This is a genomic window from Echinicola arenosa, assembly GCF_014841125.1.
Lineage (GTDB): Bacteria > Bacteroidota > Bacteroidia > Cytophagales > Cyclobacteriaceae > Echinicola > Echinicola arenosa.
The window spans coordinates 1,012,414-1,036,852 of sequence record NZ_JACYTQ010000001.1; the positions used below are offsets into that span (position 1 = coordinate 1,012,414).

A 24,439-nucleotide genomic window follows, 5' to 3' on the forward strand; every position below is an offset into this window, starting at 1 on the left:
CATTATTAATCAATCAAAACAATGTAGATTTCTCAATCACTCTGAACAGTCCTCACTTCTAAAAATGGCATCCATTCTTCTGCATTTTTCTCCGCATATTCTGATAAAAAATAGGATAGGGATGGTTTAAAAGGTCGTCTTTTCATCAAAAAGCCTACTTCCTCAGGAGTTTTGTCCCCTTTCTGCACATTACATCGGTGGCAAGCTGTAATCAAATTAGTCCAGCTACTTTTACCTCCTTTGGAACGAGGAACCACATGATCTATTGTCAAATGTTTCTGTGAACCACAATATTGGCACTCATTATTATCCCTTTTGAATAAATTGCCCCGGTTCAGCAAAACACCTCTGTAAGGAACATTTTTGTATTCGTCCAACCTAACTACCGCAGGATACTTAAATTCTTGGTCCACTGTTCTAATACTTAGAAAAGGGTAATCGGCCAAAATGCTAACCTTCTCCAGAATAGAGAGCACCATCGCTTTCTGAACTGTTACCACTGCCACAGGCGTATGATCTAAGTTGAGCACCAATACCTTCTTTTCCATCTTATTTCATTAATCTCCTGATTTTCAAAACCTGATATAAAGGAGAATTGTTTTTGGTCATCTTGGTTCCATCAAGTTTTACTTTATCTACTCTTACCTTGCCTTTCACATGAATCACCTGACTGTCACCAATATATATTCCTGCATGATGCGGAATATCTTTGTTATTTCCAAATATTAACACATCACCCAGCTGGATTTCGCGATAATCTATTTCTTTTCCCGCTTCCACAAATTGGGAGATATACTTTGGAGCCTTATAGCCTCCAATCTTGTAAACAAGCTGGATAAAACTCCCAGACCCAATTCCAAAAAAGCCCCTTCCGCCAGACAGAAAGGGCACATTAATGAACATCTTGGCAAGGGACACCAGTTCTTCCCCAGTGGCCTTGTCCTTATAATGTCTTGAATTTCCTTTAAAATCAATGGTTCCATCCATATCAAACAATTCACTGGAACCTATATGTAAACTACTTCCTGGTAAAATATAAAGGAGGTCTCCCTTGAACTTGATTGACGAGAGAGGGGAAGTCACCACTTGAAAATCCTCATCCTTATAAAAATTATACGCTTCCTCAGATACGGCCTCATACTGGGCTGCTGGCATCCAGCCCACGACACCATCAGCCTCTACCTTTACTTTGAGCCATTTACGATCAGGGGTTGCTTCCTCCACCTCATAAGTCTCTCCAAAAAGTATCTGTGTTAATAAACCGGCACCCGGTCTAGGCTCTTGATACACACTTATTAAACTTAGCCTGCATATTCCATATTTCTCATCAATAGGCCATTTTGTCAAGTTCTCTTTTTGCATCTTTTTTCTTTATGTCCTGACGTTTGTCATGAAGTTTTTTACCTCTACCCAGGGCAATTTCCAGTTTAGCTAAACCCTTGTTATTGATAAATATACGAACCGGAATGATAGAAAGCCCTTTCTCTGTTAATTTACTTTCTAATTTATCAAGCTCTCTTTTATTAAGCAATAGTTTACGCTCCCTAACTGCATCATGATTGAAGTGTGCTGCTTGGGAATAAGGAGAAATATGCATTTGTTTGACAAAAAGCTCTCCCCTTCTAAAATAACAATATGCTTCCTTCAAAGAAACTTTCCCTTCTCTGATGGACTTGATTTCAGTTCCTACTAGAGACAAACCTGCCACATAGGTATCCAGAAATTCAAATTCAAAACTTGCTTTCCTATTTTTTATATTGATGGTTTTACTAAACCTATTCTCCTTGGCCATTACTATTTACTTATTTTCCTAATTTCATTTTTGCCATTGGGCTGACATCAAGCCCACAAAACTCTCCTTTGAGGTATTTGTAGTGTGCAGCCATGGCGATCATAGCGGCATTGTCTGTGCAATACTCAAATTTTGGGATATAAACTTTCCAGCTCAATTCTTTTGCCAGGTTTCCCAACTCACTCCTTAACCCTGAATTAGCAGAAACGCCACCGGCAATAGCAATGTCTTTGACTTTATATTCCCTTGCTGCCCGCTTCAGCTTTTGCATCAGCATCTTGATTAAAGTATGCTGCACAGAAGCACAAATATCTACCATATTTTCATCAATAAACGATGAATTAACTTTCAACTGATCCCTTAAAAAATATAGGACAGCCGTTTTGATGCCACTGAAAGAATAATTCAGACCTGGCATTTCCGACAGTGGAAACTTATAAGCCCCCGGATTTCCTTCTTTGGCATATTTATCGATCATCGGACCTCCAGGATAAGGTAAACCCAACAATTTAGCAGTCTTATCAAAGGCCTCTCCTACCGCATCATCCAAGGTCTCCCCAATTACTTCCATCTCCAGGTAGTCCTTCACCAACACCAACTGGGTATGGCCTCCACTTACCGTTAGACAGATAAATGGAAAACTTGGCTTGGGGTCATCTATGAAATGAGCCAAAATATGCGCTTGCATGTGGTTCACATCGATCAAAGGAATGCCCAAAGAATAGGCAAAAGACTTGGCAAAGGAAACCCCTACCATCAAGGACCCCATCAAGCCTGGCCCTCTTGTAAATCCCACAGCAGACAAGTCTTCTTTTTTCAAACCAGAACTTTCTATTGCCTCATGGATCACTGGAATCAGGTGTTGCTGATGCGCACGGGATGCCAATTCAGGAACCACCCCCCCATATTTTTCATGAACCGATTGCGTGGCGACAATATTATTAAGTATTTTGCCGTCAGATATAATAGACGCGGAAGTCTCATCACAGGAGGACTCAATTGCGAGTATATTAATATTCTTCATAATCCTTTGGAAAAGAAATCGAAAGTTACGGAATTTTTGCAGAAAGCTTTGAGGGGAATGCTTCGTGTAGCAGTATTTCTCCTTCTAATTATCATCTTGGCCGCCATTGCCCTGCAAATTCCTTCGATTCAAACCTCTGCCACCCAGTTTTTAGCGGAGCAGTTGAGCAAGAACACTGGATTTGAAACAAAAATTCAAAAAGTCAATATACGATGGTGGGATGCCATCAACCTTAAGGGGCTGACTGTTCACGATCCAAAGGACAGCTTAATGGCAGATTTTCAGGATGTTTATATTGACTTTTCACTCAGAGGGCTTTTGGACAGTAATGAACCTGGCTTGGATGAAATCCAACTTAAAGGAGGCCAACTCCGTTTCCTGACTCATCCCGATGAAGACCTACCCAATATTTCCTTGTTCATCAACCAAATCAATGGCTTTTTAGGCAAGCGCAAGAAACAAAAAACAGCCAGTACCAGTCAATTCTCCATAGACCGGATGTCATTTGAAGGAACGTCATTGGATATTTTTGACCTAAGAAAAACACCTATAGATGATGGCTTTGATTATACTAGGCTCCGTTTCAGAAACTTGATAGGCGGAGCAAGGGATTTTCTTTCCAAGGACGGAAAAATCTCCTTTGACATTAGGTACCTAAGAGGTTTGGAAGCCACTTCTGGCATGGAATTCCAACAGCTGTTGGCCAACTTCTCTTATTCTGGACAAGCCATGGAATTCAAGGATTTGTTTTTCAAATCCAATGAAACCATCGTCAAAAACTATTTAAAATTTAGTTACGAGAACATAAAATCGCTCAGCGATTTCAACAACCAAGTGACTATATCTGCGATATTGGACGAGTCCATACTAGACATCAAAGACCTTAAATATTTCACGGATAAAATCCCTGATTTTGACGACCGTATTTTCCTCAGCGGAGCCATCAAGGGAAAAGTCAGCGACCTGTATTCTGAGGAGCTTTTGATTAGATTTGGTGAAAGGAGCGCATTATTTGGCCAATTCAAAATAGATGGCCTTCCCAAGGTAGACAGTACCTTTTTCCAACTTTCCCTGGTCAATTCCAGTGTCACAAGTACGGATTTAGCTCCTTATTTGAATGAAAAGTCCCGTAAAGAAATCAGTAAATTCCGGGACATTCACTTCGACACTGACTTCAACGGCTACCTGACCAGATTCCAAGCCAAGGGAGAATTCAGAACACAAATAGGCACCGTAGCTGGAAAACTAAATTACCTGATAGATGACAATAGTCCGAGATATTATGGACAATTAACGGTCAACAACCTGGATTTAGGACGAATCATGGAAGACCGTGAGACCTACCAAAGAATCTCTCTCAAAGGAAACCTCCGAGGAACAGGTACCACATTGGAAACGGCCTTATTGGAGTTGGACGCAAAAGTAAGCAAAGTAGGTATCAACCAGTACAATTACACAGAAATTACCACCAATGCCACCTATGGCAAGGACCTTTTTAAAGGAAGGCTAACTATTAAAGACCCCAATTTAAAAATGAGTCTTGATGGCATTTTAGACCTTAGAAATGGAAAAGATTCTGCGAGACTTTCTGCCAAACTTGACACCGTCTTTCTGCAAAATCTTCATTTAACAGAAAAAGAATTCTTTGTAAGTGGTGGAGTAGAGTTGGACACCAAGGGTACAGATTTGGATAAAGTAGAAGGAATCGCTCGCTTTAGAGACCTTTTGATCAGCCATCAGGGAAGGAACCTTGCTATTGACAATTTCTTCTTTCAATCAGTCTTTGCTGAAGAAACGAGAATGATTTCCCTCAATTCTGATTTACTAGTAGCAAGTATATCAGGAAAGTTTCAGGCCAAAGAAGTTTATAGAGACATTCAATACTTACTTGATGACTACCTGGCCATAATCACCAACACAGACATCGAGAAAAAGCCAGACAAATTGGAAGGACTCAATGAATATAACTTGGACATTAACATGAGTCTAAACGATATCAATCCTATTGTACAGCTCTTTGTGCCATCCCTTTATATTTCAAAAAACACCTCTGTTGAAGGAGCTTTTTACCAAACTGTAGAAAACACCATTTTCAACTTCTACTCAGGGATTGACACTATTCAATATGACAGCAAAATCTTTCTCGAAAATGATCTGGATTTTAACACTTCCAAAATCAGAAATTCAAGGGAAGTACTGGCTGCTTTTTACATCAACTCCAAAGAGCAGCAGCTTACGCAAGACGTGGTCTTCAACAATCTCAGTATGGAGGCCATTTGGGATGAATCTGCCATTGATTTCAACCTAGGCATAGACCAGCTTAAGACTGATAGTTATGCACAGATCCAAAGTGAGATTCAATTGTCTCCCTCTCAAACATCAATAGTTTTCGCTCCTTCAGATATTAAAATACTGGAAAATTACTGGGAGTTTGATGAAGATAATTCAATTGTCATCTCAGAAGGGCAAATAGATTTTGATAATTTGAAGCTCTCCAATGATGGACAGTTCCTGGCTTTAAACGGGCGAATTAATGAAAACCCTGAAGAAATCCTCAGTTTTGAGATCAATGATGTCAACTTGGATTTTCTCAATACTTTTGATACCAAACAGTATCAAGGCACCGCCAATGGCATATTTGCTTTCAACAATTTTTCAGAAAGAGCTGGCTCTTATGGCAGTATCACGCTGGACAGCTTGCGTATCAACAATTTTCTCATTGGAAACTTGGAAGCTGCCACCTATTTTGAAAACGAAAAAGTTAACCTGAACCTCACCAATTACAGGGATGATCAAAAAACAGTTGAAATCACTGGTTTTCTCAATACAAATGATGATCAGTTAGCCTTAGAAGGTAATTTCGAAAATACCAAACTGGATATATTGGAACCCTTCCTTTCTGATTATTTAACTGAATTTGGAGGAACTGTTTCTGGAAACATCGAGATGACAGGCACCCTAAAACAACCTAACGTAAGAGGCATAGGAAAACTGACAGGTGGTGGGGTCAAGGTCAATTACCTAAACACCTACTATACCGTTGATGGGAACATCAATTTCACTCCGAATGAAATTAGTTTCAAAGGCCTAAATATTACTGATATCCAAGGCAACACGGCTAGAATGAATGGAGGAATTGCCCATGATGGTTTTAAAAACTTTGTTCTGGATATTTCATCAGATTTAAATAATTTTCAAGTCCTCAATACTTCTTCACGTGACAATGATCTCTTTTACGGAACTGCCTATGCCAGTGGAAAATTAGAAATCTTCGGAGCGGCCAGCAACCTCGACATTACAGCAAACGCCACAACAAGACCTAACACCAAAATTTATATCCCAATAGGAGAATCAGAAGGTCAAGCCCAAGAAGAATTTATCAACATTATTAATGTAAGAGATACCACTAGGGAAATTCAAATTGAAGAGGCTGTAGAAAAACTGGAAATAGATAATGTCCGAATGAATTTTGTATTGGATGTCACGCCTGATGCTTACACTGAAATTCAAATCGATCCTCGTACAGGCGAAAATATCCAAGGGAGAGGAAGAGGAGTTCTGAATCTCAATATTGACACGCAAGGCAATTTTAGCATGACCGGCGATTATGAAATCGTGGATGCCAAATACAATTTCTCCCTTTACAATATCATCAACCGTCAATTTGAAATTCTACCGGGAGGAAGGATCTCATGGTACGGCGACCCTTACGGGGGAGTAATGAACATCAAAGCTACCTATGAAGAGAATGTTTCCCTGACCAGTTTACAAAACACACAAACTTCCAATTCAGAATTTGATAATTCACAACTGTACAGGAGGTATCCTGTTAAAGTAATTATGGACTTGGATGGACCGCTGCTTACTCCTGACATCAACTTTGATTTTGACTTTTCAGAGTTTCCTGATGGTGAAAGCCAAACCACCATTTCCGCTTTCAAAAACCGAATTGCCAATGATGAGCAGGAAAAAAACAGACAGGTTTTCTCCTTGATCATGCTAAGAAGGTTCTCTCCTGAAGGGCAATTTAACAGTGCTGGAATTGGCTTCTCCAACCTCAGCCAGTTGGTTTCTTCCCAGCTAAATGCCTTGATATCACAAGTTGACCAAAACCTCGAAATCAACATTGATCTTGCGTCTTTGGATAATACCGCTTTAGAGACTTTTCAGCTCAGGGTGGCTTACACATTCTTGGATGGAAGATTAAGGGTAACCCGTGACGGGAGCTTCACAGATCCACAAGGCAATGCGGATTTCAGCAGTATTGCAGGGGATTGGCAAGCTGAATACCTCATCACGGACGATGGCAGGTACAGAATTAGAATTTACAATAGAAACAATTTCAATTCCTTCACTTCCACTTTAAATATTACGGACAGGGTAAATACCTATGGTGTTTCTGTATCCCAGACTTTGCTTTTTAGCTCTTTAAAGGAGTTGTTCCAAAATATTGGAAGAAGTAAAAAAGAAAAATTACTGATTAATGACACAGATGATTTTTTGCGGTACGATTACCAAAACAACTCTACACCTACAGCGCCAGACCCTATCAGTCCTGCTGATTCAATAAAGATCAATATCATTGATGCTAAGCCAAAAGATGAAAATAAACTTGCTTCTCCAAACAATTAAAGGACTTTTTGATTCTAAGGTAAACAAACTTGAAATATGAAGGAAAAAATCACACTCTTTTGGATGAGAAGAGACCTTAGGCTTGAAGATAATACAGCACTCTATTATGCCTGTCAAAATGAAGAAAATGTCCTTCCGGTTTTTATTTTTGATTCCCAAATTTTAGATGAGCTGGAAGATAAAAAAGACGCCAGGGTAGAGTTTATTCTCCAAGAACTACAGAAAGTCAACCAATCACTCCAAGATAATGGTTCTTCTATTTTAACCAAGATTGGAAAACCCGTAGAGGTTTTTAAAACCCTTATAGAGCAATACGACATCCAAAACGTTTATACCAACAGGGATTATGAACCTTATGCTATTTCTCGAGACAAGGCCGTTGAGAAGCTTCTAAAAGATCAAAAAATAGATTTCTTTGACTTTAAGGACCAAGTGATCTTTGAAAAAGATGAAATCTTGAATGAAAGCGGAAGCTTTTACAAAGTTTACACCCCATATAAAAATACATGGCTACAAAAATTCAATGCAAACCCTCCTTCTCTTCATCAGGTCAATTTCAAAAAGCTTTATCAAACCGATCCTCAAGACCTTCCAGAGCTCAAAGAGCTAGGTTTTGAAGCTACAGACATACAGCTTCCCGCATTGGAAATTGACAAGGAGCTTATAAAAGCCTATGACCAAAACCGGGATATCCCAGCACTTGATCATACTTCAAGACTGGGTATTCATCTCCGCTTTGGCACCATCAGTGTACGGAAGTTAGCCCTCGAGGTCAAAAAATTAAATGAGGTTTTCCTAAGCGAATTGATCTGGAGGGAGTTTTTTATGATGATACTTTATCACAATCCCCAAGTAATAGAAGAATCCTTTAAATCAAAATATGATCAAATTCCTTGGAGAAACAATGAAGAGGAATTCTATAAATGGTGTGAAGGCCAGACAGGTTATCCGATTGTTGATGCTGGCATGAGGGAGCTCAACCAAACCGGCCATATGCATAATCGGGTCAGAATGATTGTGGCAAGTTTCTTAACCAAACATCTTTTAATTGACTGGCGTTGGGGAGAAGCGTATTTTGCAAAGAAATTACTGGATTACGAATTGGCCTCCAACAATGGCAACTGGCAATGGGCTGCAGGAACTGGAACGGATGCCCAACCCTATTTTAGGATTTTCAACCCATCATCTCAAGTCAAAAAGTTTGACAAAGACTTAAAATATATTAAAAAATGGGTCAAAGAATATGGCAGTGACCAATACCCTGATCCAATAGTAGACCATAAAATGGCTCGTGAGCGAGCACTAAAAACTTACAAATCAGCATTAGAAAAATGAATATAGGAGACAAAGTGCGCTTGTTGCACGGAAACGAAGAAGGTACCATCACCAAAATTTCCGGAAGCGGTAGGATTGAAATAGAAATCGAAGATGGTTTCCGGATTCCAGCCATGAAAAATGAGGTGGTGGTCATCCATGAAACCGAAAAGCAATATTTCGGAGAAGAAAAAATCTCATCAGGTAAAGAGGCCCCTTTAAAGGCTGTTAAGAGCCCTCAAATGGACGCTGGTTTATACCTTAGCTATGTCCCCATAAATGACAAAGACCTTAGCCTTCATCTGATCAACAACAGTGAAAAGGATTATATATTTGTCGCTTCGGAAGTTTTTGGAGACAACTCCAAAACGTTGGATTCAGGAACCATTGCTGCTAAAACTTCAAAAAAAATGGATGAAAAATCCATTCCTCAGTTTGAAAAGTGGCCCATCCTTTTCCTCCAGTTTATCCCTATAAACCATCAAGCGGAAAAAACGCTTCCCCCATTTGAAAAAAAGGTAAAATTCAAAGCTTCCTCATTCTTCAAAAGTCAAAGTACCGCACCTATAACTGGAAAAAAAGGCTACTTATTTGCGATTGACCAACAAGTAAAAACGCTGGACATTCAACAGTTGAACAAATCGCTCAACGAGGGAAAAGCCGAAGAAGTCACCTCAAAGCAGTTCAAAAGACCAGAGAAACAGATTGACTTGCATATAGAAAAATTGACTGAGGAGTATGAGTTTATGAGCAATACCGAGATGCTCAAGCTACAGATGGAGACCTTTGAAAAGAACCTTAATTATGCTATCGCATCAGGCATGGATGAAATCACTTTTATCCATGGACTGGGCAACGGTGTACTGAGAAAAGAAATCCATAAATACCTGAGCCAATTGGAAAATATTAAGTATTTTCAGGATACCCAAAAGAGCCGGTTTGGATATGGTGCTACTCTTGTACGTATAAACTAGAAAACTATGCAGGTTCAACAAGTCTCTCCCATCTTTCAGCTCTTCGACCAACAGTACACTTTGGCCAAAAAACTGTTTTATTCCTTGACCAAGTTATTCAAGTCAAAAAAGGCAATTGAGCTCGAAGAAAAACTGATCTTTCTGGAGATATACATTGACTTGCTTAGCAGAATCCACTTTAATGAAAAGAAGCTAAAATTTCAACTTTTCGGTCCTTATAAAGAACTATTTAAAAGCCTCAAAAAAGTCCTTCACATCAAATTGATTCAAGAAGCTCTTGTAGCAGAATCCATTAAGGTGCAAACTAACTTTTCCTCTTATGAAAGAGAACTTCTGAGAGACAAGAAAAACATTTACACCGAAGCTTATGATGTCATCATGGCCACTCCCTTGAATATATGGGAAGAGCTTTACAGGGAGGCCTTTGAACACAGTAAAAATTTAAGACCTTTGATGATCAATACCTCCACAATCCAGATCATCAATGAGGAATTGGAATTCTTCAAATTTGACAGCGAAAAAAAACTGGAAGCTAAGGAGATTAAAGATATTTATGAAGGTCTTCAGGAAATCATCACCTTAGAAAATGTTAGAATTGTTTCTGGCCTGAATGCTACATTCACAGAATTGGTGCACAAACATATGAATAACCTCAGTCAGCTTCTCTACAAGTGGTACCAAAACCACCTTTTTTTACAACATTTGACTTACACTCTTTCTATAAAAGAAGAACTACCATCCAAGAAATATCAAGCGCTGATCAATTCACTGAAAAGCAACAAAAAAAAGCTAACCACCAAAGTGGTTAGCCAATGTCAACATCTCTTTTCTGATATTTTAGGTTAGATTTTACCCAGCGCAGCGGCCAAATCATTTTTAAGATCTTCTGCATCTTCCACCCCTACACTTAGGCGAATCAACGAATCGGTCAACCCAACCTTTTCCCTTTCTGCTTTTGGAATGCTGGCATGGGTCATCGAAGCAGGATGGCCGCACAGGGATTCCACTCCCCCCAAAGATTCTGCAAGAGAGAAATAATGAAGATTCTCCAAAACCGTCATGGCATCCTCCAGTTTATCTCCAATGGTGCTAAAAGAAATCATGCCTCCAAAACCCCTCATTTGTTCAACTGCAATATCGTGATTTGGATGGTCTTCAAAACCTGGCCAAAAGACCTTGTCCACTTTAGGGTGGTTCCTTAGGTAACCTGCAATAGTTTTTCCATTTTGACAATGCCTTTCCATTCTCAAGTGTAGTGTCTTGATTCCTCTCAACACCAAAAAGCAATCTTGAGGTCCGGGAGTTGCTCCACATGAATTTTGAATAAACGCCAAGTCCTCCGCCAACTTATCATTGTTCACTACCAGTGCTCCCATCACTACATCAGAGTGACCAGCTAAATACTTGGTGACTGAGTGCATGACCAAATCTGCGCCAAGGTCAAGCGGATTTTGCAAATAGGGGGTTGCAAAAGTATTGTCTACACCTAGCAAAACATCATGTTTTTGGGCTATGGCCGCCAAACCTTTGATATCTACGATGTTCATCATGGGATTGGTAGGCGTTTCCGCCCAAATCAGGCGAGTATTGTCATTGATGTACTTTTCTATGGAAGTTGGATCATCCATAGGTACGAAATGAAATTTGATCCCATATTTAGCAAAGACCTTGGTGAAAATCCTGTAAGATCCACCATAAAGATCATTGGTACTGATCACTTCATCACCTGGACTTAAAAGTTTAATAACGGCATCAATCGCCCCTAACCCGGAAGAAAAACACAAACCATGCTTCCCATTTTCCAAAGCAGCGATGCTATTTTGAAGGGCTGTCCGAGTAGGGTTATGGGTTCTGGAATACTCATAGCCCTTATGCTGACCAGGAGACTTTTGTACATAAGTGGAAGTCTGAAATATCGGTGTCATGATGGCACCAGTAGATGGATCAGGCTCTACGCCTGCATGAATTACTTTCGTTCCAAATTTCATAGTATAATTCGTCTTTTCTGCTTTTTTGCTCTTGAACTTCAACCAAAGAAAACAAATTTACCGTTCTCTTTCCTAAAAAATCCAAAAAAACACATCAGAACCAAAGAGACAATCTTGCAAACCCAAATCAATAAGGGGACCAATACGCTATCAAATCCAATCGGTCATCTACAAAATAAAAATGATAAGCATCATCATATAAAGGAACCGTGATGCAAAACACCTCCACTCCCTTATTCTTCAAGGTCGACTTAAACCATTCATTACGCCCTCCTTTGCTCTTATCAACACTTACCTCTAAATTACCCACTATTTCTAACAACTTCTCACTGCTTGTATTTTGGCTTACCAATTCACCTTGGAACTTAATCAATAAGCTATCTACCTTTCCTATTTTTAATTCTTCCAAAACATAGTCTCGCTTCCCATTTCCCGTCCATGTGAAACCATCATACTCCAAAGAATAAAAGACCTCCCCTTGTTCATCCGAAGACAAAAAACCACATTCATAGTCTGGTTTGGTAATGGCAATGGGCTCTCCAAATTGTTGGAGAATTTCAGTTTTCGAAGCAAATGCATTCACTCCATTTAAAGTAATGAGGACTTTATCTTTTTGTTGTGAAAAGGCTGATGTGGCAAACAACATCAATAATAGCAGTAAGCTTATTTCTTTTTTCATGGATCAAAAAGTGTTAAGGTTAAATTGACAAAAGCAAAGATCTTTTAGTCCAAATCAAAACATATGCCCAGAATTCTAAAAAGGTAAAATTAGAAGCAAATAAAATAAATTATCTAATTTCGGCGTAGATCTGACTCAAAAATGCCCCTTCAAAGTATCAGCCTTTTCAATCGCTTAAAGTTAATTTATAAAGATAGCCCAGCCATGGCCTTTGCCCTGCTATGGGTGATGATCATACCCATTATTGGAAGCTCTCTTTTGCTGAGTTTTCTTTACGAATCAGACACATCTCCCTTGATGGTGCCCCACTTCTTTGGCGGCTTAGGGCTTATATTAATCGGCAGCGTCATGATGGGATTCGCTTTATGCCCTACCACATTATTGGCTATAATCACTGGTCTTTTTTGGAGTTGGACTGCCTTTCCTTTTTTGGTTATTGCCTATTCTCTGGCCAGCCTTTTAGGCTACTTTGTCGGGCTAAAAGTAGACCATAACAGCTTGGGCATCCTTTTAGAAAATTACCCAAAAGCTGCCCAAGTAGTGAGAGGAAAAAGAAACAAAATGGGCACTTTAATATTCTTTGTCAGGATCAGTCCTGTTATTCCTTTCGCCCTTTCCAATTTGCTCTTTGCCTTACTCCGAACAGGTTGGAAAAATGTCTTGGTTTATGGACTTTTCGGCATGCTTCCCAGAACCTTAATGGCCTTTGGAATTGGAGTTATGGCTGAATCAATTTTAGAAGCCCTGTCAAATAAAAAAGGAAGCTTTGAAGGCTTCCTTTTCTTAGTATTGCTTTTCCTAAGCATTTGGGGAATTATCCGTTTTTTTAGGTCAGACCGCTCCAAAACCTAGCTTACTTCTTATGCATCTCCTTTTGGATAAACGCATCCAACCTTTTCTTATAAGTATCGATGTTATCTTCATAAACAGGAGACAGTCCTTTCTTTTCCGGGAATGTTTCCATATGCAAGGTTTGGGTAGGGAATGCAAAATTGACCCCTAGCTCCTTGGCCAATTTCACAATTTGGATCAACACCTCATGTCTAGCCTGTAGCTCATCTCCCCAAGTGGGCACCTCGAAAAACACATAAAACATGACATCCAAACTGAATGCGGACATGTTGTTAAAGTAGACATTGTAATAATCTTTTCTGGTCTTGGGGTGGCTTTTCACAATTTCCCTCAAACCATCTACAAAAACATTGATCAACTCAGGAGGTGTGTCGTAAGTAACCGTAATGGTTGAGTAGAACCTTCGATATTGTCTCAAGCCATGATTATCAATTGTAGCATCGGCTATGCGACCATTTGGAATGTACATCAGGGAATTCCTAAAAGTCCTGACCCTGGTCGACCTAAAACCAACTTCTTCAACAGTACCATCCACATCTCCACTGGTAATCCAGTCTCCCACTTGAAATGGCTTGTCAATAAAAATCATTACCGAGCCAAAGAAATTCTTTATGGTATCTTGGGCGGCCAAAGCAAAGGCCAAACCACCAATAGATAGACCTGTCAAAAAAGGCCAAATATCCACTTGTAAACCCTCCTTCAAAATAAAAAGGGAACCAATTACTATCACAAAAGCCTTTAAGGTCTTTCTAGCTAAAGGCACTAACTGGTCATCCAAATTGGATTCTGTCTTGTCAGCTTGCCTTTCAAAATACGCAGAAAGCAAATCCGCCAGCTTATAGAAAACTATGGTGATAATAAAAGGCTTAGCTGCATTCAATAACAAAGCAATCCAAGAAACGATTTCGATGGGCAACTGCAAGACACGGATAAAAATATCCATCAGCAACACAATAAAATAAATACTGATTACCCTAGCGACAGGCAGTAAATACTTCTCAGCCACATGCTTATACCCCACACTTTTAGAAGCATGAAAAAGACCCCTATCTACAATGAAGGTAAAAAGCTTATGGGCCGTAAAAACAAACAGGAGCAAAATAAATATCCCAAACAATTGCCATAAGTGCAGCCCGAAATATTTCTGCTGCCCAATCTTTGGCAATAAATTCAGAAGTTTATCTGTACCGTAAGGATAAGTCTCTTTGTGTATCTCATTAATTTGAGATACTGTAAAGCGGGAAAACTTCCAATCATCCCCTACCTTTTCCAAAAATATCTGCGGAAGCCTATGGGTGTCAAAATAGAATTTTTGTTGGTAGCTATGAGCAGAATCAGCATATTGAGTTTCGTTGGGGACATCATCCATATCCACATACACCCCTCTCCCATCAAAGATCTGCTTCAATTTGACCACCTGTTTAATGGCATTATCTGTGTCCATTTCATAGCCGCCCAAAGTCTTGGCAGCTAAACCGGGCTTATAATTCTCCTCTTCCAAGTTATGAAAGAAAGTCAAGGTGGTATGGTAAGGTGAAGACAAGTTTAAATAAGAAACTGTATCACTAATAGATTGAAGGGGATCTTCAACCATGGCCTGCCGCCCAAAAAGATTATTGGTAAAAACAAACGCTATTCCAAGGAGGAAAAGCTTCATTCGAAACCTCATAATAATTGATCTATGTTGAATATTTGACAAAACTACACATTTATGCGACTTGATCCCACAGCCAATCATAAGGGCAGCTTATAAGTCGCAAATTGATTTTGATGAATCGCATAGATACTGTATTCATTCTTACTTCCTGAATACTTTACTTCTATCTCTCCCCTACCATTGATTGGTCTGGTATTGAGCAATTCACCATTGAGGTTATAGAGATAAATGAACTCTTGTACTTGGTCCGTGATGACAAAAATATTTTTGTCGGATCCAAAAGAGAAAAACTGGAAGTCGAGATCTTCTGAGGTCATATTCTTTTCAAAAAGCACCTCCATTTCACTGCTCATCACCGAAACACTATTAAACTCATGAATAACAAGTAAGTATTGGTCACCTAACTGATCCTTTATTAAATTAAATTTAGGGCTTTTATCTGGCCTTAAGAGCTGGTTCCGAAAAGTGAGCTCACCATTAAAATTAACACGAACCACTTCTCCCTCCGCTGAAATGGTCGCCAACTGCGATTCTCCTTGATCTCCTCTTTGTAACAAAACATAATCGGTAGAAACTCCTTCCCCTAAATTAACAGGACCTCCCGTCTGTAATTCCCCGCGCCTATTCATAATGTACAATTCTCCGTTTTGATTCATGGCTACCATATAATCCCCTATTCCTGAAAGCCTATAATGGGATGGGGCAGTCGCTAATTTTCCAGAAGTCTTCCTAGGTGTCCACCCTTCTAAGTTATTTCCTTTTTTATCGAACAAATACAGATCACCATTTGAAGCCGCCACAAAATACCGGTAATTTTTAGTATTGTTATAATCTACCAAATTCATATGAGTAATGGCTCCGTCATTCAGCAACCGGATAGGGTACCCCGGCAACGCCTCTCCCAATCGGTCAAATGCATAAATTGCATTTTCCGTAGCAAATACTATCTGCAATTTCCCGTTCTTATAATAATCAATTTGAAAAATATCACTGACAATTTTTCCTTCAAGCCCCCTGTCAAAAATCCTTTCTCCTTCGTCATTGAAAAAGTGGATATTGTTCATTTCATCTTGAACCACAAAGTCTGTGCTTCTGTCATTGAAGTTCTCTATGGCTTTTGGGCCATAAATCAGGTTTTCACTAAAACGCAAGCCCATGCTTTCTGTCAACAGTATATCCTGGACAGACTTGATTGGATTCAGGTTATAGCCCAATTCTAAGTTCACATATTGATTGCTGCCCACTTCACTAAGCTGCAAAGCCATCAAGTCAATGGACTTAAGTTGAGGTGCATATTTCTGGAATAGCGCTTGCCAGTCCGGTGAACTATCATCCAGAAGGGTATTCCAGAACCTAGGGATATTGATAATAAAATTAAAACCGGCATTTTTGGATACTCCATCCAAGAAACGTCTTTGGTTCAATGATCTTCCCCAAGTATTGTCATTGTAGATATCATCCACAAAAACCTTAATTGCTTTCATATTATTGGCCATTACGACCATGTCATCATATTGGGTAATGTAGGTGCGCGTAAATCCTTTAAACTGGCCATTAAAAAGGTGTGCAGGAAATTCGGGTTGATTTATCTGAAACACTTCATTTTCCTTATAATAGTCATTGATCAATTCAGATGAATCTCCCTCACTCAATGCTAAACTAAAAGATTTCAATAATCCCATCTGTGCTTCAAGATCAGCTGTCTTCATGATCAGGACCTTATCCATCTCCATATTGGGCAGTTCTTCCAAAATCATAAAGCCAATCTCTCCAGACAACCCCTCCAAAAAACCCTTTCCAATCACATACTTGTCCACATCCCCTTTAAAGGTATTTTTTGGTTCAAAAGCATAATTATGCAAGGCCTCTACCTGCTCACTTTCATTGATATTGTACTGATAGTATATGGCTGTTCTATTGGAAATATAATTACTAAAAAGACTTCCCCCTCCACGCTTGTCATTAGCAAAGTCCATTTTGTCCCCATCCTTATAAAAAGTAAAACCGTCCAAAAACACCTTGTTCTCCGCAAATTTCAGTTCGAGATTAGCTGATAGTTGGAGTTGGGAAAAGTTATTGATAAAATCCAAATTCTCGTTTTTGACAATTCCTTTGACAAAAGTGGCGACTCCTTGGCTTCCTATTCTAAAAATCCCCAGACCATCCTTTGGTTTAGGCTTGGAGTCGTACAGTTCTCGATAAGCATCTTTAAAACTCCTCAAATTTTCGGATTTGAGGTAACGAATGGCTTCTTCGATCAAAAATGAATTGTAACTAGCAACCACCACATTCTCCAGCATGGCATAGGACAGCCTTGTCTGCTGCTCTTGGTCATTATACTCGTAAATGGTTTCTCCACTATAGTTCCTTGTATTTAAGCTAGAGGCGTCCACCCTGTTTTTGATGGAATTAATAAAATCGTTTTGATTTTTGTCCTTAAAAGCAGTCAAAAACAAAAAATCAAACTCTGACTTGGCTGTTGGATGTAAAGAAACCACAAACTGGTTGCCGCTTAAAGAACTCTCCAATTTCCCCGATCTTCCGGTAAGGCTATCCAACATCACCAGCTGCTTTTCCACTCCCTTTAAGGAAGGTACCGCCGATAACCTTTTCCAAATAGGCTGACTCACCAATTGGTTCCAAACCTGAACAGGCTCATCCGTTTCAAATACAAAAATGGCTTCGTCCGAAACCAAATCAACAGCATCTAACTCTTCCGTAAAAGCTCTTGAACTATAGAAAAGGTAAGCTGCCACCCCCAAAATCACAATCAGTAAAACTACCAATAAACGCTTCAACATACTCTAGTAGGCAAATATTTTGATTTACATATAAACGTAAAATAAAAACAAGCTTTTGTACTTTCAAATTATAATCCAGCCAAAAACAAAAATCCCGACCTGAGGCCGGGATTTGTATCTTTTTAGATCAAAAAGAAATTACTTTGTCGCAAGGTTCTCCAATACAGACATCACCTCTTTTACATGAGATCTGGAAGTTTCCAACAACGCTTTTTCTTCTTCATTTAGATCAAGTTCGATCACTTTCTCAATACCGTTTTTACCCAAAATAACTGGTACACCTAAGTAACAGTCATCAATTCCGTACTCACCTTCCAATTTGATACACACTGGGAATACTCTTTTTTGGTTTTTAACGATGGCTTCCACCATTTGAGCTGCTGCAGATCCTGGAGCATACCATGCTGAAGTCCCCATCAATTTCACCAATTCTCCACCACCGAATTTGGTTCTTTCGATGATCGCATCCAGCTTGTCTTTTTCGATCAGTTCAGTCACAGGAATACCTGCTACGGTAGTGTATCTTGGAAGTGGCACCATGGTGTCACCGTGTCCACCCATCAAAATCGCCTGGATTTCTTTAGGAGAAATATTTAACTCTTCTGCGATAAATGCCCTATACCTTGCAGTATCCAAAATACCGGCCATACCGATTACTTTGGTACGTGGCAACTTAGAAGTGATGTGTGCTTGGAAAGTCATCACATCAAGAGGGTTAGAAACGATGATGATAATTGCGTCTGGAGAATGTTTGATAACATTTTCAGTAACAGACTTCACAATGCCAGCATTGGTTTCGATCAAATCGTCACGTGTCATCCCTGGCTTACGAGGAAGACCTGAAGTGATTACCACTACATCCGAATTAGCGGTTTTAGTATAGTCGTTAGTGCTTCCCACTGTTCTGCTGTCATAAGCATTGATAGGAGCTTTTTGCCAAATATCAAGCGCTTTGCCTTCTGCTACACCTTCTTTGATATCTACCAATACGATCTCTTCGGCGATTTCTCTGTATGCCAAAACATCAGCGCAAGTTGCCCCAACATTACCGGCACCAACTACGGTTACTTTAGTCATGATTTATGATTTTTTATAATTTTATTGAACTTTTGAAAAGCTCCGCTAAGATATTAAAGAAAGCCTATTTTATAAAGCAATCCCTTGATTAGTTGAGGTATTTCGCTGCCTTTTCGCCTTCAAAATCGTAAATCAGACACTTCTGAAAAACCAAGGCCCTTTTTGGTTTTTGGCCAAGTCAAACTCACTCAAACATTTGGCCTAAGTTAAAGAAACCAAAGGAACTTCTATAGGAAGAAAACAGTCTGTGGTTGTTGGTATTGTAAAAGGCCGCTAGTGAAGTAAGCATCTTGGCTTTGATCTTAGGGCTACTATCAAAAACTTCTTTCATGGCATAATTTGGAATCACCATCAGTTCTGCTTCCTCCGAATCTACCATGGCTGTGTATATCCTTTTGGCATTGTCCAGCAATGCATTTTCCCCAAAGGCTGTACCCGGCCTAACCCTCAAAATGGTTTCAAAATTATCCTTAATATCCACATTCAATGATACCATGCCACTTTTTACAATATATAGCGCTTGGCTCGGGTCATTCCTAAAAAACACCACCTCGTCCTTTTGGTATTTTCTGTGGTGGATAGCCGGCATAAATCGATACATCTCCGAATGTCTGAGCGTATTAAAAAACTGGGTATTGGCTAAAAATTCAAAAATCTTTAATTCTCCCTCGGTATATGTTCTCTTAAAAGGGTTAAGCATGTTCCTCTATTTTAATTTAAAATACATTACCTCCTTGGTGACTGGAGTAATCTTAAACCGATCATCTACGCGGTAGCCCAAAACCCAAACCACCTCACCATCAGCATCGCAAAGTACCTTCACATCTTTCTTGATGATCATGGGTACTTTCAAATCTATCAAAAAATCACTGATTTTTTTAAACTTCCTCATCCCCAAAGGCCTAAAACGATCTCCTTCCCTCCATTTCCTTAAAAGCAAAGGAAATTTTAAGCTATCCCTATCCAACATGGCATTTTCCGACCGTATATCCAATGAGCTACCAATAGGCAAGATCAAAATATCATAGACCTTTTCAGCAAATGACAATTCCAAGTCTGTCTTTTCCAGGAGTACTTCTTCAAAATCTTTTACTTTCTTGCCCAAAATCAAATACTCACGATCCACATTAACCATAAATAACTCGGACTCAAAACGCTGCCCTACTTCTCCACACCACAAGACATCTAAGATATCGTCTACTTGAGCATTATTGAACCCATAATCCCTCAACCAATAGTAAAGCAGTGATTTTCTTCCGGGAACCTGTTTGAGCCCATCCTTTTCCAGAAACTGTATCTCTCCATCCATCTTGACATGAACTTTTTTCCACGCATCAAACAAATGAAAAAACGCTTTGCCTGTATCCTTTAAGCGATCAAAACTTTGTCGAAGATTTCCTTCAAAAGACACATCATGACGCTTGATCAATGGCAAAACCTCGTTACGTAGAAAATTTCTTTTGTAAGTACTTTCGCTATTAGAACTGTCTTCTCTCCAATCAAACCGCTCTTTCACTGCAAAGTTCTCAATATCATCTCTACTGAAAGGCAAAAGCGGACGAATGATGTAATCCCGAATTTCGGACATTCCATAAATGCCTTCAATACCGGTTCCTCGAAGCAAATTGAGCAGCACAGTCTCCAGCTGATCATCAGCATGATGGGCTACCACTACACCGTCCAAATCGAACTCTTCAAGGAGTTGCTCAAACCAATTATACCTTAAGTATCTGGCTGCCATCTGAGTAGAGACACCCTTTTCAGAAGCATGTACTTTAGTTTCAAATCTCTTCACTGAAATCTCCACCCCCAACTCTTGAGCCAGCTCTCTGACAAACAACTCATCACCATCGCTTTCCTCCCCTCTCAGGCCAAAGTTGCAATGAGCCATTCGAAAAGGTATAGCCGATTTCTTTAACAACCTGGCCAGCCCCACACTGTCTATCCCCCCACTGATGGCCAAAAGATATTGCTTATCGGTATCCAAAAGCTTTTTTGTCCGTATATGACTGATAAACTGCTCAAGCATAAACCAAAAATACCATTTTTGATTAATTTTGTCGTTGATTAAAATTAGAATGCTAAAAAAGAATTTCACATACCTATATATATTCCTTTTTTTGACTTTGAGTCTAAAAGTTGCTCAAGCCCAAAACCAAGGAACCACCAGAACAATTCAAATTGTCCAAGCAGACCGGTTGCAGGCAGCAGGAGCCATTCAAAGGCTTATTGATAACGTGATTATGAATCACCAAGGCACCATCATCCACTGCGACTCTGCTTATTTTTATGAAAAAGAAAACAAAGCAAAACTTTTTGGTCATGTAAAAATCGATAATCCAAAAGATACAGTGACCAGCACCAGCAGGTATGCCGATTACGATGGCAATACTCAGCTTGTCAAAATTAGGGATAATGTAGTTTTTAAGAAAAGCTCCACCACGCTGTATACAGACTTTCTTGACTACAATAGAAAAACAGGAATAGCCGACTATTTCAACTCAGGAAAAGTGGTTGATTCCACCAATGTTCTGACCAGCCAAACAGGCAGGTACGAAACCCAAATAGAAAAGATTACTTTCAGAGACAATGTCATTTTGGTCAACCCCGAGTACACCTTAAAATCAAACACATTGTTCTACTATACCGAACCAAAAACTGCAGAAACAGAAGGTCTAACCAATATACTCTCCACCAAAGGAGATGAGCTCAACGCCCAAAAAGGCAGCTTCTACGACACACAAAACAAGCTTTTTCGCTTCTACGAAGGAGATGTGGAAAATGAAACCAGCCGCGTTATTGGCAAAGAACTCTTTTATGATGAAAACAAGAAATACTATGAAGCCAAAGAAGATGTTAGTATTTTCAACAAAGAACGAAATATTGAGGTTTTTGGAGATTTCGGCAAATATTGGGAAGAAGAAAAATACTCTGAGGTATATGGTAAAGCCTTGGTTCAAAAATATTTTGAATCGGACACTCTGTTTATGACCGCGGACACGCTTATCAGCAAAGACAGCGAACTAGTTGAGGAAAGAAGAATGCTCGCTTTTCCCAATACCCGACTTATCAAAGGAGAGCTTTCAGGCAGAGCAGATTCTACCGTCTATATTTATTCCGATTCCACAATTTATCTTTACGGGGACCCACTTCTATGGAATAATAAAAGCCAAATATCAGCTGATAGCATCCACTTTCTGATTGCCAATGAAGACATTGACCGTGCCTTCTTGAAAGACAATGCATTCGCTATCACCTCTGACACGATTGCCAATTTCAACCAAATCAAAGGCCGTGAAATGACCGGTTTTTTTGCAGAAGGTGAAATGACAAAACTCGATGTTGAGGGGAATGGAGAATCTCTGTATTTCGCTCTCGAAAATGACACCACATTACAAGGGGTAAATACTTTGCTGTGCGGTAAAATTATCATGCACTTTGAAAAAGGGAATGTTTCCAGCATCAACCACACCATCAACCCCGAGGCTTCTTTCATCCCCCCTCACCTGCTAAAAGAAGAAAACACCATGCTGGAAGGTTTTGTTTGGAGAATCGAAGAAAAGCCGTCCATGGAAATGATCAACATGTGGCGAACCCCAAGTAAAAAAGACGAAAATCGTAAGAATCTTTTTAATGAGCCCAACATCAGAATCCCTTATCCCGACGAAGACGAAATACAAACTATCATAAACGAATGGGTTGAAAAAGAGTCCAATACATCCAAAAAACCCTAAACTTGACCAAGCCATCAGAGCAAAACGAAACCGCTTAAAAAAAATTTCACAAGGCTTAACATTTTTTAACCGCCATTCCTTTAAAAGAACGAATCTTATCGGTATTTTTATACGTATAAGATTTAGGAATACCCACATTTAAACAAACATCATATTGGCATAACATTTACATGAAAAATTTTTTATCGCTTTTCACCATAATTTTTATCTTATTTCAGCTTTCCACTGCTGAGGCTAGACAGGTGCGCGTACTGAGTGATAAAACCCAATTCACCGGAAAAATCAACAATACCCAAAGAAAATCCGTCATTCTTCAAAATGATTCAGACAAAGCCAATGACTACGTTTTGAAATTTATGCGCGGGCAAATTGGATCTTCACAAGATATCAAGATCTGTTTAGGCGATGTATGTTTTGACCCAAGAAAAGATTTGGCTAAAATAAAAATCCACCTAGAGCCAGGAGAAGTATATACAGATCTGTACATTGAATTTCACTCAGGCATAACAGAAACCAAGGGTACTTTTGATTTACATTTCTCTAATGTAGAAAACTTAAGAGATGTATTCATTATTGAAGGGGTTTACGAAATATTCGCACCGCAAGATGAAGAAGAAGTCAATCATAAAGACATTTCATTTGGCAGTGTTTACCCCAACCCAAGTAATAAAATTGCTCAAATAGATTATCAAATTAAAAATCCTGATGCAAAGATCAAATTGCTCATCAATAGCTTTATTGGAAACCCTATTGAAGAGCTCACCCTTTCCCCTCAGCAGAAAACACTCCTTATTAATGTGAGTGACTTTAATCCCGGGGTTTATTTTTATACTTTAATAGTTGATGGTAAAAATATTGTTACCAAAAAGCTCGTTGTCAAAAAATAAGCTCCCTCACATACCCTTAAAGTAACTTTGATACAGAATCAAATTCCCTTATATTTGCAGATTGAAAATGATGAAGAAGACAATTAAGCATACATTACTTCTAGTAGTGGTTATCGCACTTGGTGCCTGTGGCAGGTTCTATAAACTTGAAAAAAGCACCAACTGGGACGAACTATATACCGCCGCGAACGAATATTACCAGGAAGGAGAATATAACAAAGCCATTATTCTCTATGATAAGGTTTTGCCGGTTATTAGGGGAAGTGAAAAGTCAGAATTGGCACAGTTCAATTATGCCTATGCTCATTTTAGGTTGAAAAGATACATTGAAGCGGCAAGCTATTTCAACACTTTCTTTGAAAGCTATAGCCGTAGTCCAATGGCAGAGGAAGCCCTTTTCATGCATGCTTATTCCCTTTACATGGACGCTCCAGACTACAATCTGGATCAAAAAAGTAGTAGAGAAGCAGTAGCGGCCATCCAGCAATTTATCAATCGATTCCCGCAGTCGGACTCCTATGAAAGGGCTATGACCATGATCAATGATTTACAGGAAAGATTTGAGAAAAAAGCATACGAGGAAGCCCAAATGTATTACCGATTGACAGAAGGGCTTTTCCCTGGCCAATTCTACCTTGCATGCATTGTCAACTTCCAAAACTTTGCCAAGACCTATCCTAACAGTGAGCACAATGAAGAATTGGCTTACAAACTTGTCGAAGTAAGCAGTGCCTATGCAGAAAGAAGTATTTTCACCAAAAAAGAAGAACGCCTAAACCAAGCACTTGAATTCGGTGACAACTTCAAAAGAAAATTCCCAAAGAGTCTTTATAATAATGAAGTCAATACGCTTGTTGAAAAAACTAAATCGGAGCTTTCTGAGCACCAAAGTCTGAAAAAGCAGTACGATGAAATCAGGAAGTTAGAACAGGCTTCAAAAGCCAAAAGAGAAGCAGAAGAAAAAGAAACTGAGCAATCAGTAACACCAACAGCAACTCCGGAAGGCACCAATTAATCAATTCCAAAGC

The 24,439-nt window shown here is 39.3% G+C and carries 19 protein-coding genes; 8 read left to right on the forward strand and 11 right to left on the reverse strand.

The genetic code is table 11. From position 1 onward, the window contains the following. Positions 1–32: 32 nt before the first annotated feature. From IFO69_RS03795 to tsaD, 4 genes are read right to left on the reverse strand one after another with little or no spacing between them, the layout of a single operon-like run. The gene (locus IFO69_RS03795; RefSeq protein WP_192008450.1) at positions 33–548 is read right to left on the reverse strand and encodes an HNH endonuclease; all 516 of its coding nucleotides are present in this window, start codon (positions 546–548) and stop codon (positions 33–35) included. Between the two features lies 1 nt (position 549). Next, positions 550–1,362: a C40 family peptidase gene (locus tag IFO69_RS03800; protein WP_192008452.1), complete on the reverse strand. Its 813-nt coding sequence runs from the start codon at positions 1,360–1,362 to the stop codon at positions 550–552. Continuing rightward, entirely contained in the window at positions 1,328–1,792 is a 465-nt protein-coding gene (smpB, locus tag IFO69_RS03805) for an SsrA-binding protein SmpB (protein WP_192008457.1), read from the reverse strand. The genes IFO69_RS03800 and smpB overlap by 35 nt, the downstream gene beginning before the upstream one ends. Positions 1,793–1,802: 10 nt before the next feature. Continuing rightward, the gene (gene tsaD / locus IFO69_RS03810) at positions 1,803–2,816 is read right to left on the reverse strand and encodes a tRNA (adenosine(37)-N6)-threonylcarbamoyltransferase complex transferase subunit TsaD (protein WP_192008461.1); all 1,014 of its coding nucleotides are present in this window, start codon (positions 2,814–2,816) and stop codon (positions 1,803–1,805) included. Positions 2,817–2,822: 6 nt separating this feature from the next. Between tsaD and IFO69_RS03815 the strand changes: the two genes are divergently transcribed. Genes IFO69_RS03815 through IFO69_RS03830 form a run of 4 tightly spaced genes read left to right on the forward strand, consistent with a single transcriptional unit; the run spans position 2,823 to position 10,582 of the window. Then, entirely contained in the window at positions 2,823–7,448 is a 4,626-nt protein-coding gene (locus tag IFO69_RS03815) for a translocation/assembly module TamB domain-containing protein (RefSeq protein WP_192008463.1), read from the forward strand. 36 nt (positions 7,449–7,484) lie between these two features. Continuing rightward, a complete protein-coding gene (locus tag IFO69_RS03820; protein WP_192008465.1) occupies positions 7,485–8,783 on the forward strand; it encodes a cryptochrome/photolyase family protein in 1,299 nt (432 codons plus the stop codon). Next, positions 8,780–9,736, forward strand: a complete 957-nt coding sequence (locus tag IFO69_RS03825; RefSeq protein WP_192008466.1) for a Smr/MutS family protein — start codon at positions 8,780–8,782, stop codon at positions 9,734–9,736. The genes IFO69_RS03820 and IFO69_RS03825 overlap by 4 nt, the downstream gene beginning before the upstream one ends. Positions 9,737–9,742: 6 nt before the next feature. Beyond that, a complete protein-coding gene (locus IFO69_RS03830; RefSeq protein WP_192008468.1) occupies positions 9,743–10,582 on the forward strand; it encodes a hypothetical protein in 840 nt (279 codons plus the stop codon). Here the strand turns inward: IFO69_RS03830 and IFO69_RS03835 are convergent. Together IFO69_RS03835 and IFO69_RS03840 are read right to left on the reverse strand one after the other, a co-directional pair. Continuing rightward, positions 10,579–11,724 (reverse strand): trans-sulfuration enzyme family protein, encoded by a 1,146-nt coding sequence (locus tag IFO69_RS03835; RefSeq protein ID WP_192008470.1) that lies wholly within the window; start codon positions 11,722–11,724, stop codon positions 10,579–10,581. The two genes, IFO69_RS03830 and IFO69_RS03835, sit on opposite strands and share 4 nt — an antisense overlap. Before the next feature lie 127 nt (positions 11,725–11,851). Continuing rightward, on the reverse strand, positions 11,852–12,403 hold the full coding sequence (locus tag IFO69_RS03840) for a hypothetical protein (RefSeq protein ID WP_192008472.1): 552 nt from the start codon (positions 12,401–12,403) through the stop codon (positions 11,852–11,854). A 141-nt stretch (positions 12,404–12,544) separates the two neighbouring features. On the opposite strand from IFO69_RS03840, the gene IFO69_RS03845 reads away from it, so the two are divergent. After that, positions 12,545–13,255, forward strand: a complete 711-nt coding sequence (locus IFO69_RS03845; protein WP_192008474.1) for a VTT domain-containing protein — start codon at positions 12,545–12,547, stop codon at positions 13,253–13,255. Between the two features lies 1 nt (position 13,256). On the opposite strand, the gene IFO69_RS03850 is transcribed toward IFO69_RS03845, so the two are convergent. The 5 genes from IFO69_RS03850 to tilS form a co-directional block, all read right to left on the reverse strand. Beyond that, entirely contained in the window at positions 13,257–14,912 is a 1,656-nt protein-coding gene (locus tag IFO69_RS03850; RefSeq protein ID WP_225443971.1) for a mechanosensitive ion channel family protein, read from the reverse strand. 77 nt (positions 14,913–14,989) lie between these two features. After that, a complete protein-coding gene (locus tag IFO69_RS03855; RefSeq protein WP_192008477.1) occupies positions 14,990–17,713 on the reverse strand; it encodes a hypothetical protein in 2,724 nt (907 codons plus the stop codon). 138 nt (positions 17,714–17,851) lie between these two features. After that, positions 17,852–18,790 carry a malate dehydrogenase gene (mdh, locus tag IFO69_RS03860; RefSeq protein WP_192008478.1) on the reverse strand — a complete coding sequence of 313 codons (939 nt, stop codon included), beginning with the start codon at positions 18,788–18,790 and terminating at the stop codon, positions 17,852–17,854. A 184-nt stretch (positions 18,791–18,974) separates the two neighbouring features. After that, positions 18,975–19,490: a Crp/Fnr family transcriptional regulator gene (locus IFO69_RS03865; protein ID WP_192008479.1), complete on the reverse strand. Its 516-nt coding sequence runs from the start codon at positions 19,488–19,490 to the stop codon at positions 18,975–18,977. A 6-nt stretch (positions 19,491–19,496) separates the two neighbouring features. Then, a complete protein-coding gene (tilS, locus tag IFO69_RS03870) occupies positions 19,497–20,819 on the reverse strand; it encodes a tRNA lysidine(34) synthetase TilS (protein ID WP_192008484.1) in 1,323 nt (440 codons plus the stop codon). Between the two features lie 49 nt (positions 20,820–20,868). On the opposite strand from tilS, the gene IFO69_RS03875 reads away from it, so the two are divergent. The 3 genes from IFO69_RS03875 (at position 20,869) to IFO69_RS03885 (ending at position 24,426) form a co-directional block, all read left to right on the forward strand. Beyond that, entirely contained in the window at positions 20,869–22,524 is a 1,656-nt protein-coding gene (locus IFO69_RS03875; RefSeq protein ID WP_192008486.1) for an OstA-like protein, read from the forward strand. 170 nt (positions 22,525–22,694) lie between these two features. After that, entirely contained in the window at positions 22,695–23,411 is a 717-nt protein-coding gene (locus tag IFO69_RS03880; RefSeq protein WP_192008488.1) for a T9SS type A sorting domain-containing protein, read from the forward strand. 70 nt (positions 23,412–23,481) lie between these two features. Further along, on the forward strand, positions 23,482–24,426 hold the full coding sequence (locus tag IFO69_RS03885) for an outer membrane protein assembly factor BamD (protein WP_192008972.1): 945 nt from the start codon (positions 23,482–23,484) through the stop codon (positions 24,424–24,426). The last annotated feature ends 13 nt before the right edge of the window (positions 24,427–24,439 follow it).

What these genes read in the sequence shown, in the direction of transcription:
- IFO69_RS03795 (WP_192008450.1), bottom strand. Translation starts at nt 548, where the DNA reads ATGGAAAAGAAGGTATTGGTGCTCAACTTAGATCATACGCCTGTGGCA.
- IFO69_RS03800 (WP_192008452.1), bottom strand. Translation starts at nt 1,362, where the DNA reads ATGCAAAAAGAGAACTTGACAAAATGGCCTATTGATGAGAAATATGGA.
- smpB (WP_192008457.1), bottom strand. Translation starts at nt 1,792, where the DNA reads ATGGCCAAGGAGAATAGGTTTAGTAAAACCATCAATATAAAAAATAGG.
- tsaD (WP_192008461.1), bottom strand. Translation starts at nt 2,816, where the DNA reads ATGAAGAATATTAATATACTCGCAATTGAGTCCTCCTGTGATGAGACT.
- IFO69_RS03820 (WP_192008465.1), top strand. Translation starts at nt 7,485, where the DNA reads ATGAAGGAAAAAATCACACTCTTTTGGATGAGAAGAGACCTTAGGCTT.
- IFO69_RS03825 (WP_192008466.1), top strand. Translation starts at nt 8,780, where the DNA reads ATGAATATAGGAGACAAAGTGCGCTTGTTGCACGGAAACGAAGAAGGT.
- IFO69_RS03830 (WP_192008468.1), top strand. Translation starts at nt 9,743, where the DNA reads ATGCAGGTTCAACAAGTCTCTCCCATCTTTCAGCTCTTCGACCAACAG.
- IFO69_RS03835 (WP_192008470.1), bottom strand. Translation starts at nt 11,724, where the DNA reads ATGAAATTTGGAACGAAAGTAATTCATGCAGGCGTAGAGCCTGATCCA.
- IFO69_RS03840 (WP_192008472.1), bottom strand. Translation starts at nt 12,403, where the DNA reads ATGAAAAAAGAAATAAGCTTACTGCTATTATTGATGTTGTTTGCCACA.
- IFO69_RS03845 (WP_192008474.1), top strand. Translation starts at nt 12,545, where the DNA reads ATGCCCCTTCAAAGTATCAGCCTTTTCAATCGCTTAAAGTTAATTTAT.
- IFO69_RS03850 (WP_225443971.1), bottom strand. Translation starts at nt 14,912, where the DNA reads ATGAAGCTTTTCCTCCTTGGAATAGCGTTTGTTTTTACCAATAATCTT.
- IFO69_RS03855 (WP_192008477.1), bottom strand. Translation starts at nt 17,713, where the DNA reads ATGTTGAAGCGTTTATTGGTAGTTTTACTGATTGTGATTTTGGGGGTG.
- mdh (WP_192008478.1), bottom strand. Translation starts at nt 18,790, where the DNA reads ATGACTAAAGTAACCGTAGTTGGTGCCGGTAATGTTGGGGCAACTTGC.
- IFO69_RS03865 (WP_192008479.1), bottom strand. Translation starts at nt 19,490, where the DNA reads ATGCTTAACCCTTTTAAGAGAACATATACCGAGGGAGAATTAAAGATT.
- tilS (WP_192008484.1), bottom strand. Translation starts at nt 20,819, where the DNA reads ATGCTTGAGCAGTTTATCAGTCATATACGGACAAAAAAGCTTTTGGAT.
- IFO69_RS03875 (WP_192008486.1), top strand. Translation starts at nt 20,869, where the DNA reads ATGCTAAAAAAGAATTTCACATACCTATATATATTCCTTTTTTTGACT.
- IFO69_RS03880 (WP_192008488.1), top strand. Translation starts at nt 22,695, where the DNA reads ATGAAAAATTTTTTATCGCTTTTCACCATAATTTTTATCTTATTTCAG.
- IFO69_RS03885 (WP_192008972.1), top strand. Translation starts at nt 23,482, where the DNA reads ATGAAGAAGACAATTAAGCATACATTACTTCTAGTAGTGGTTATCGCA.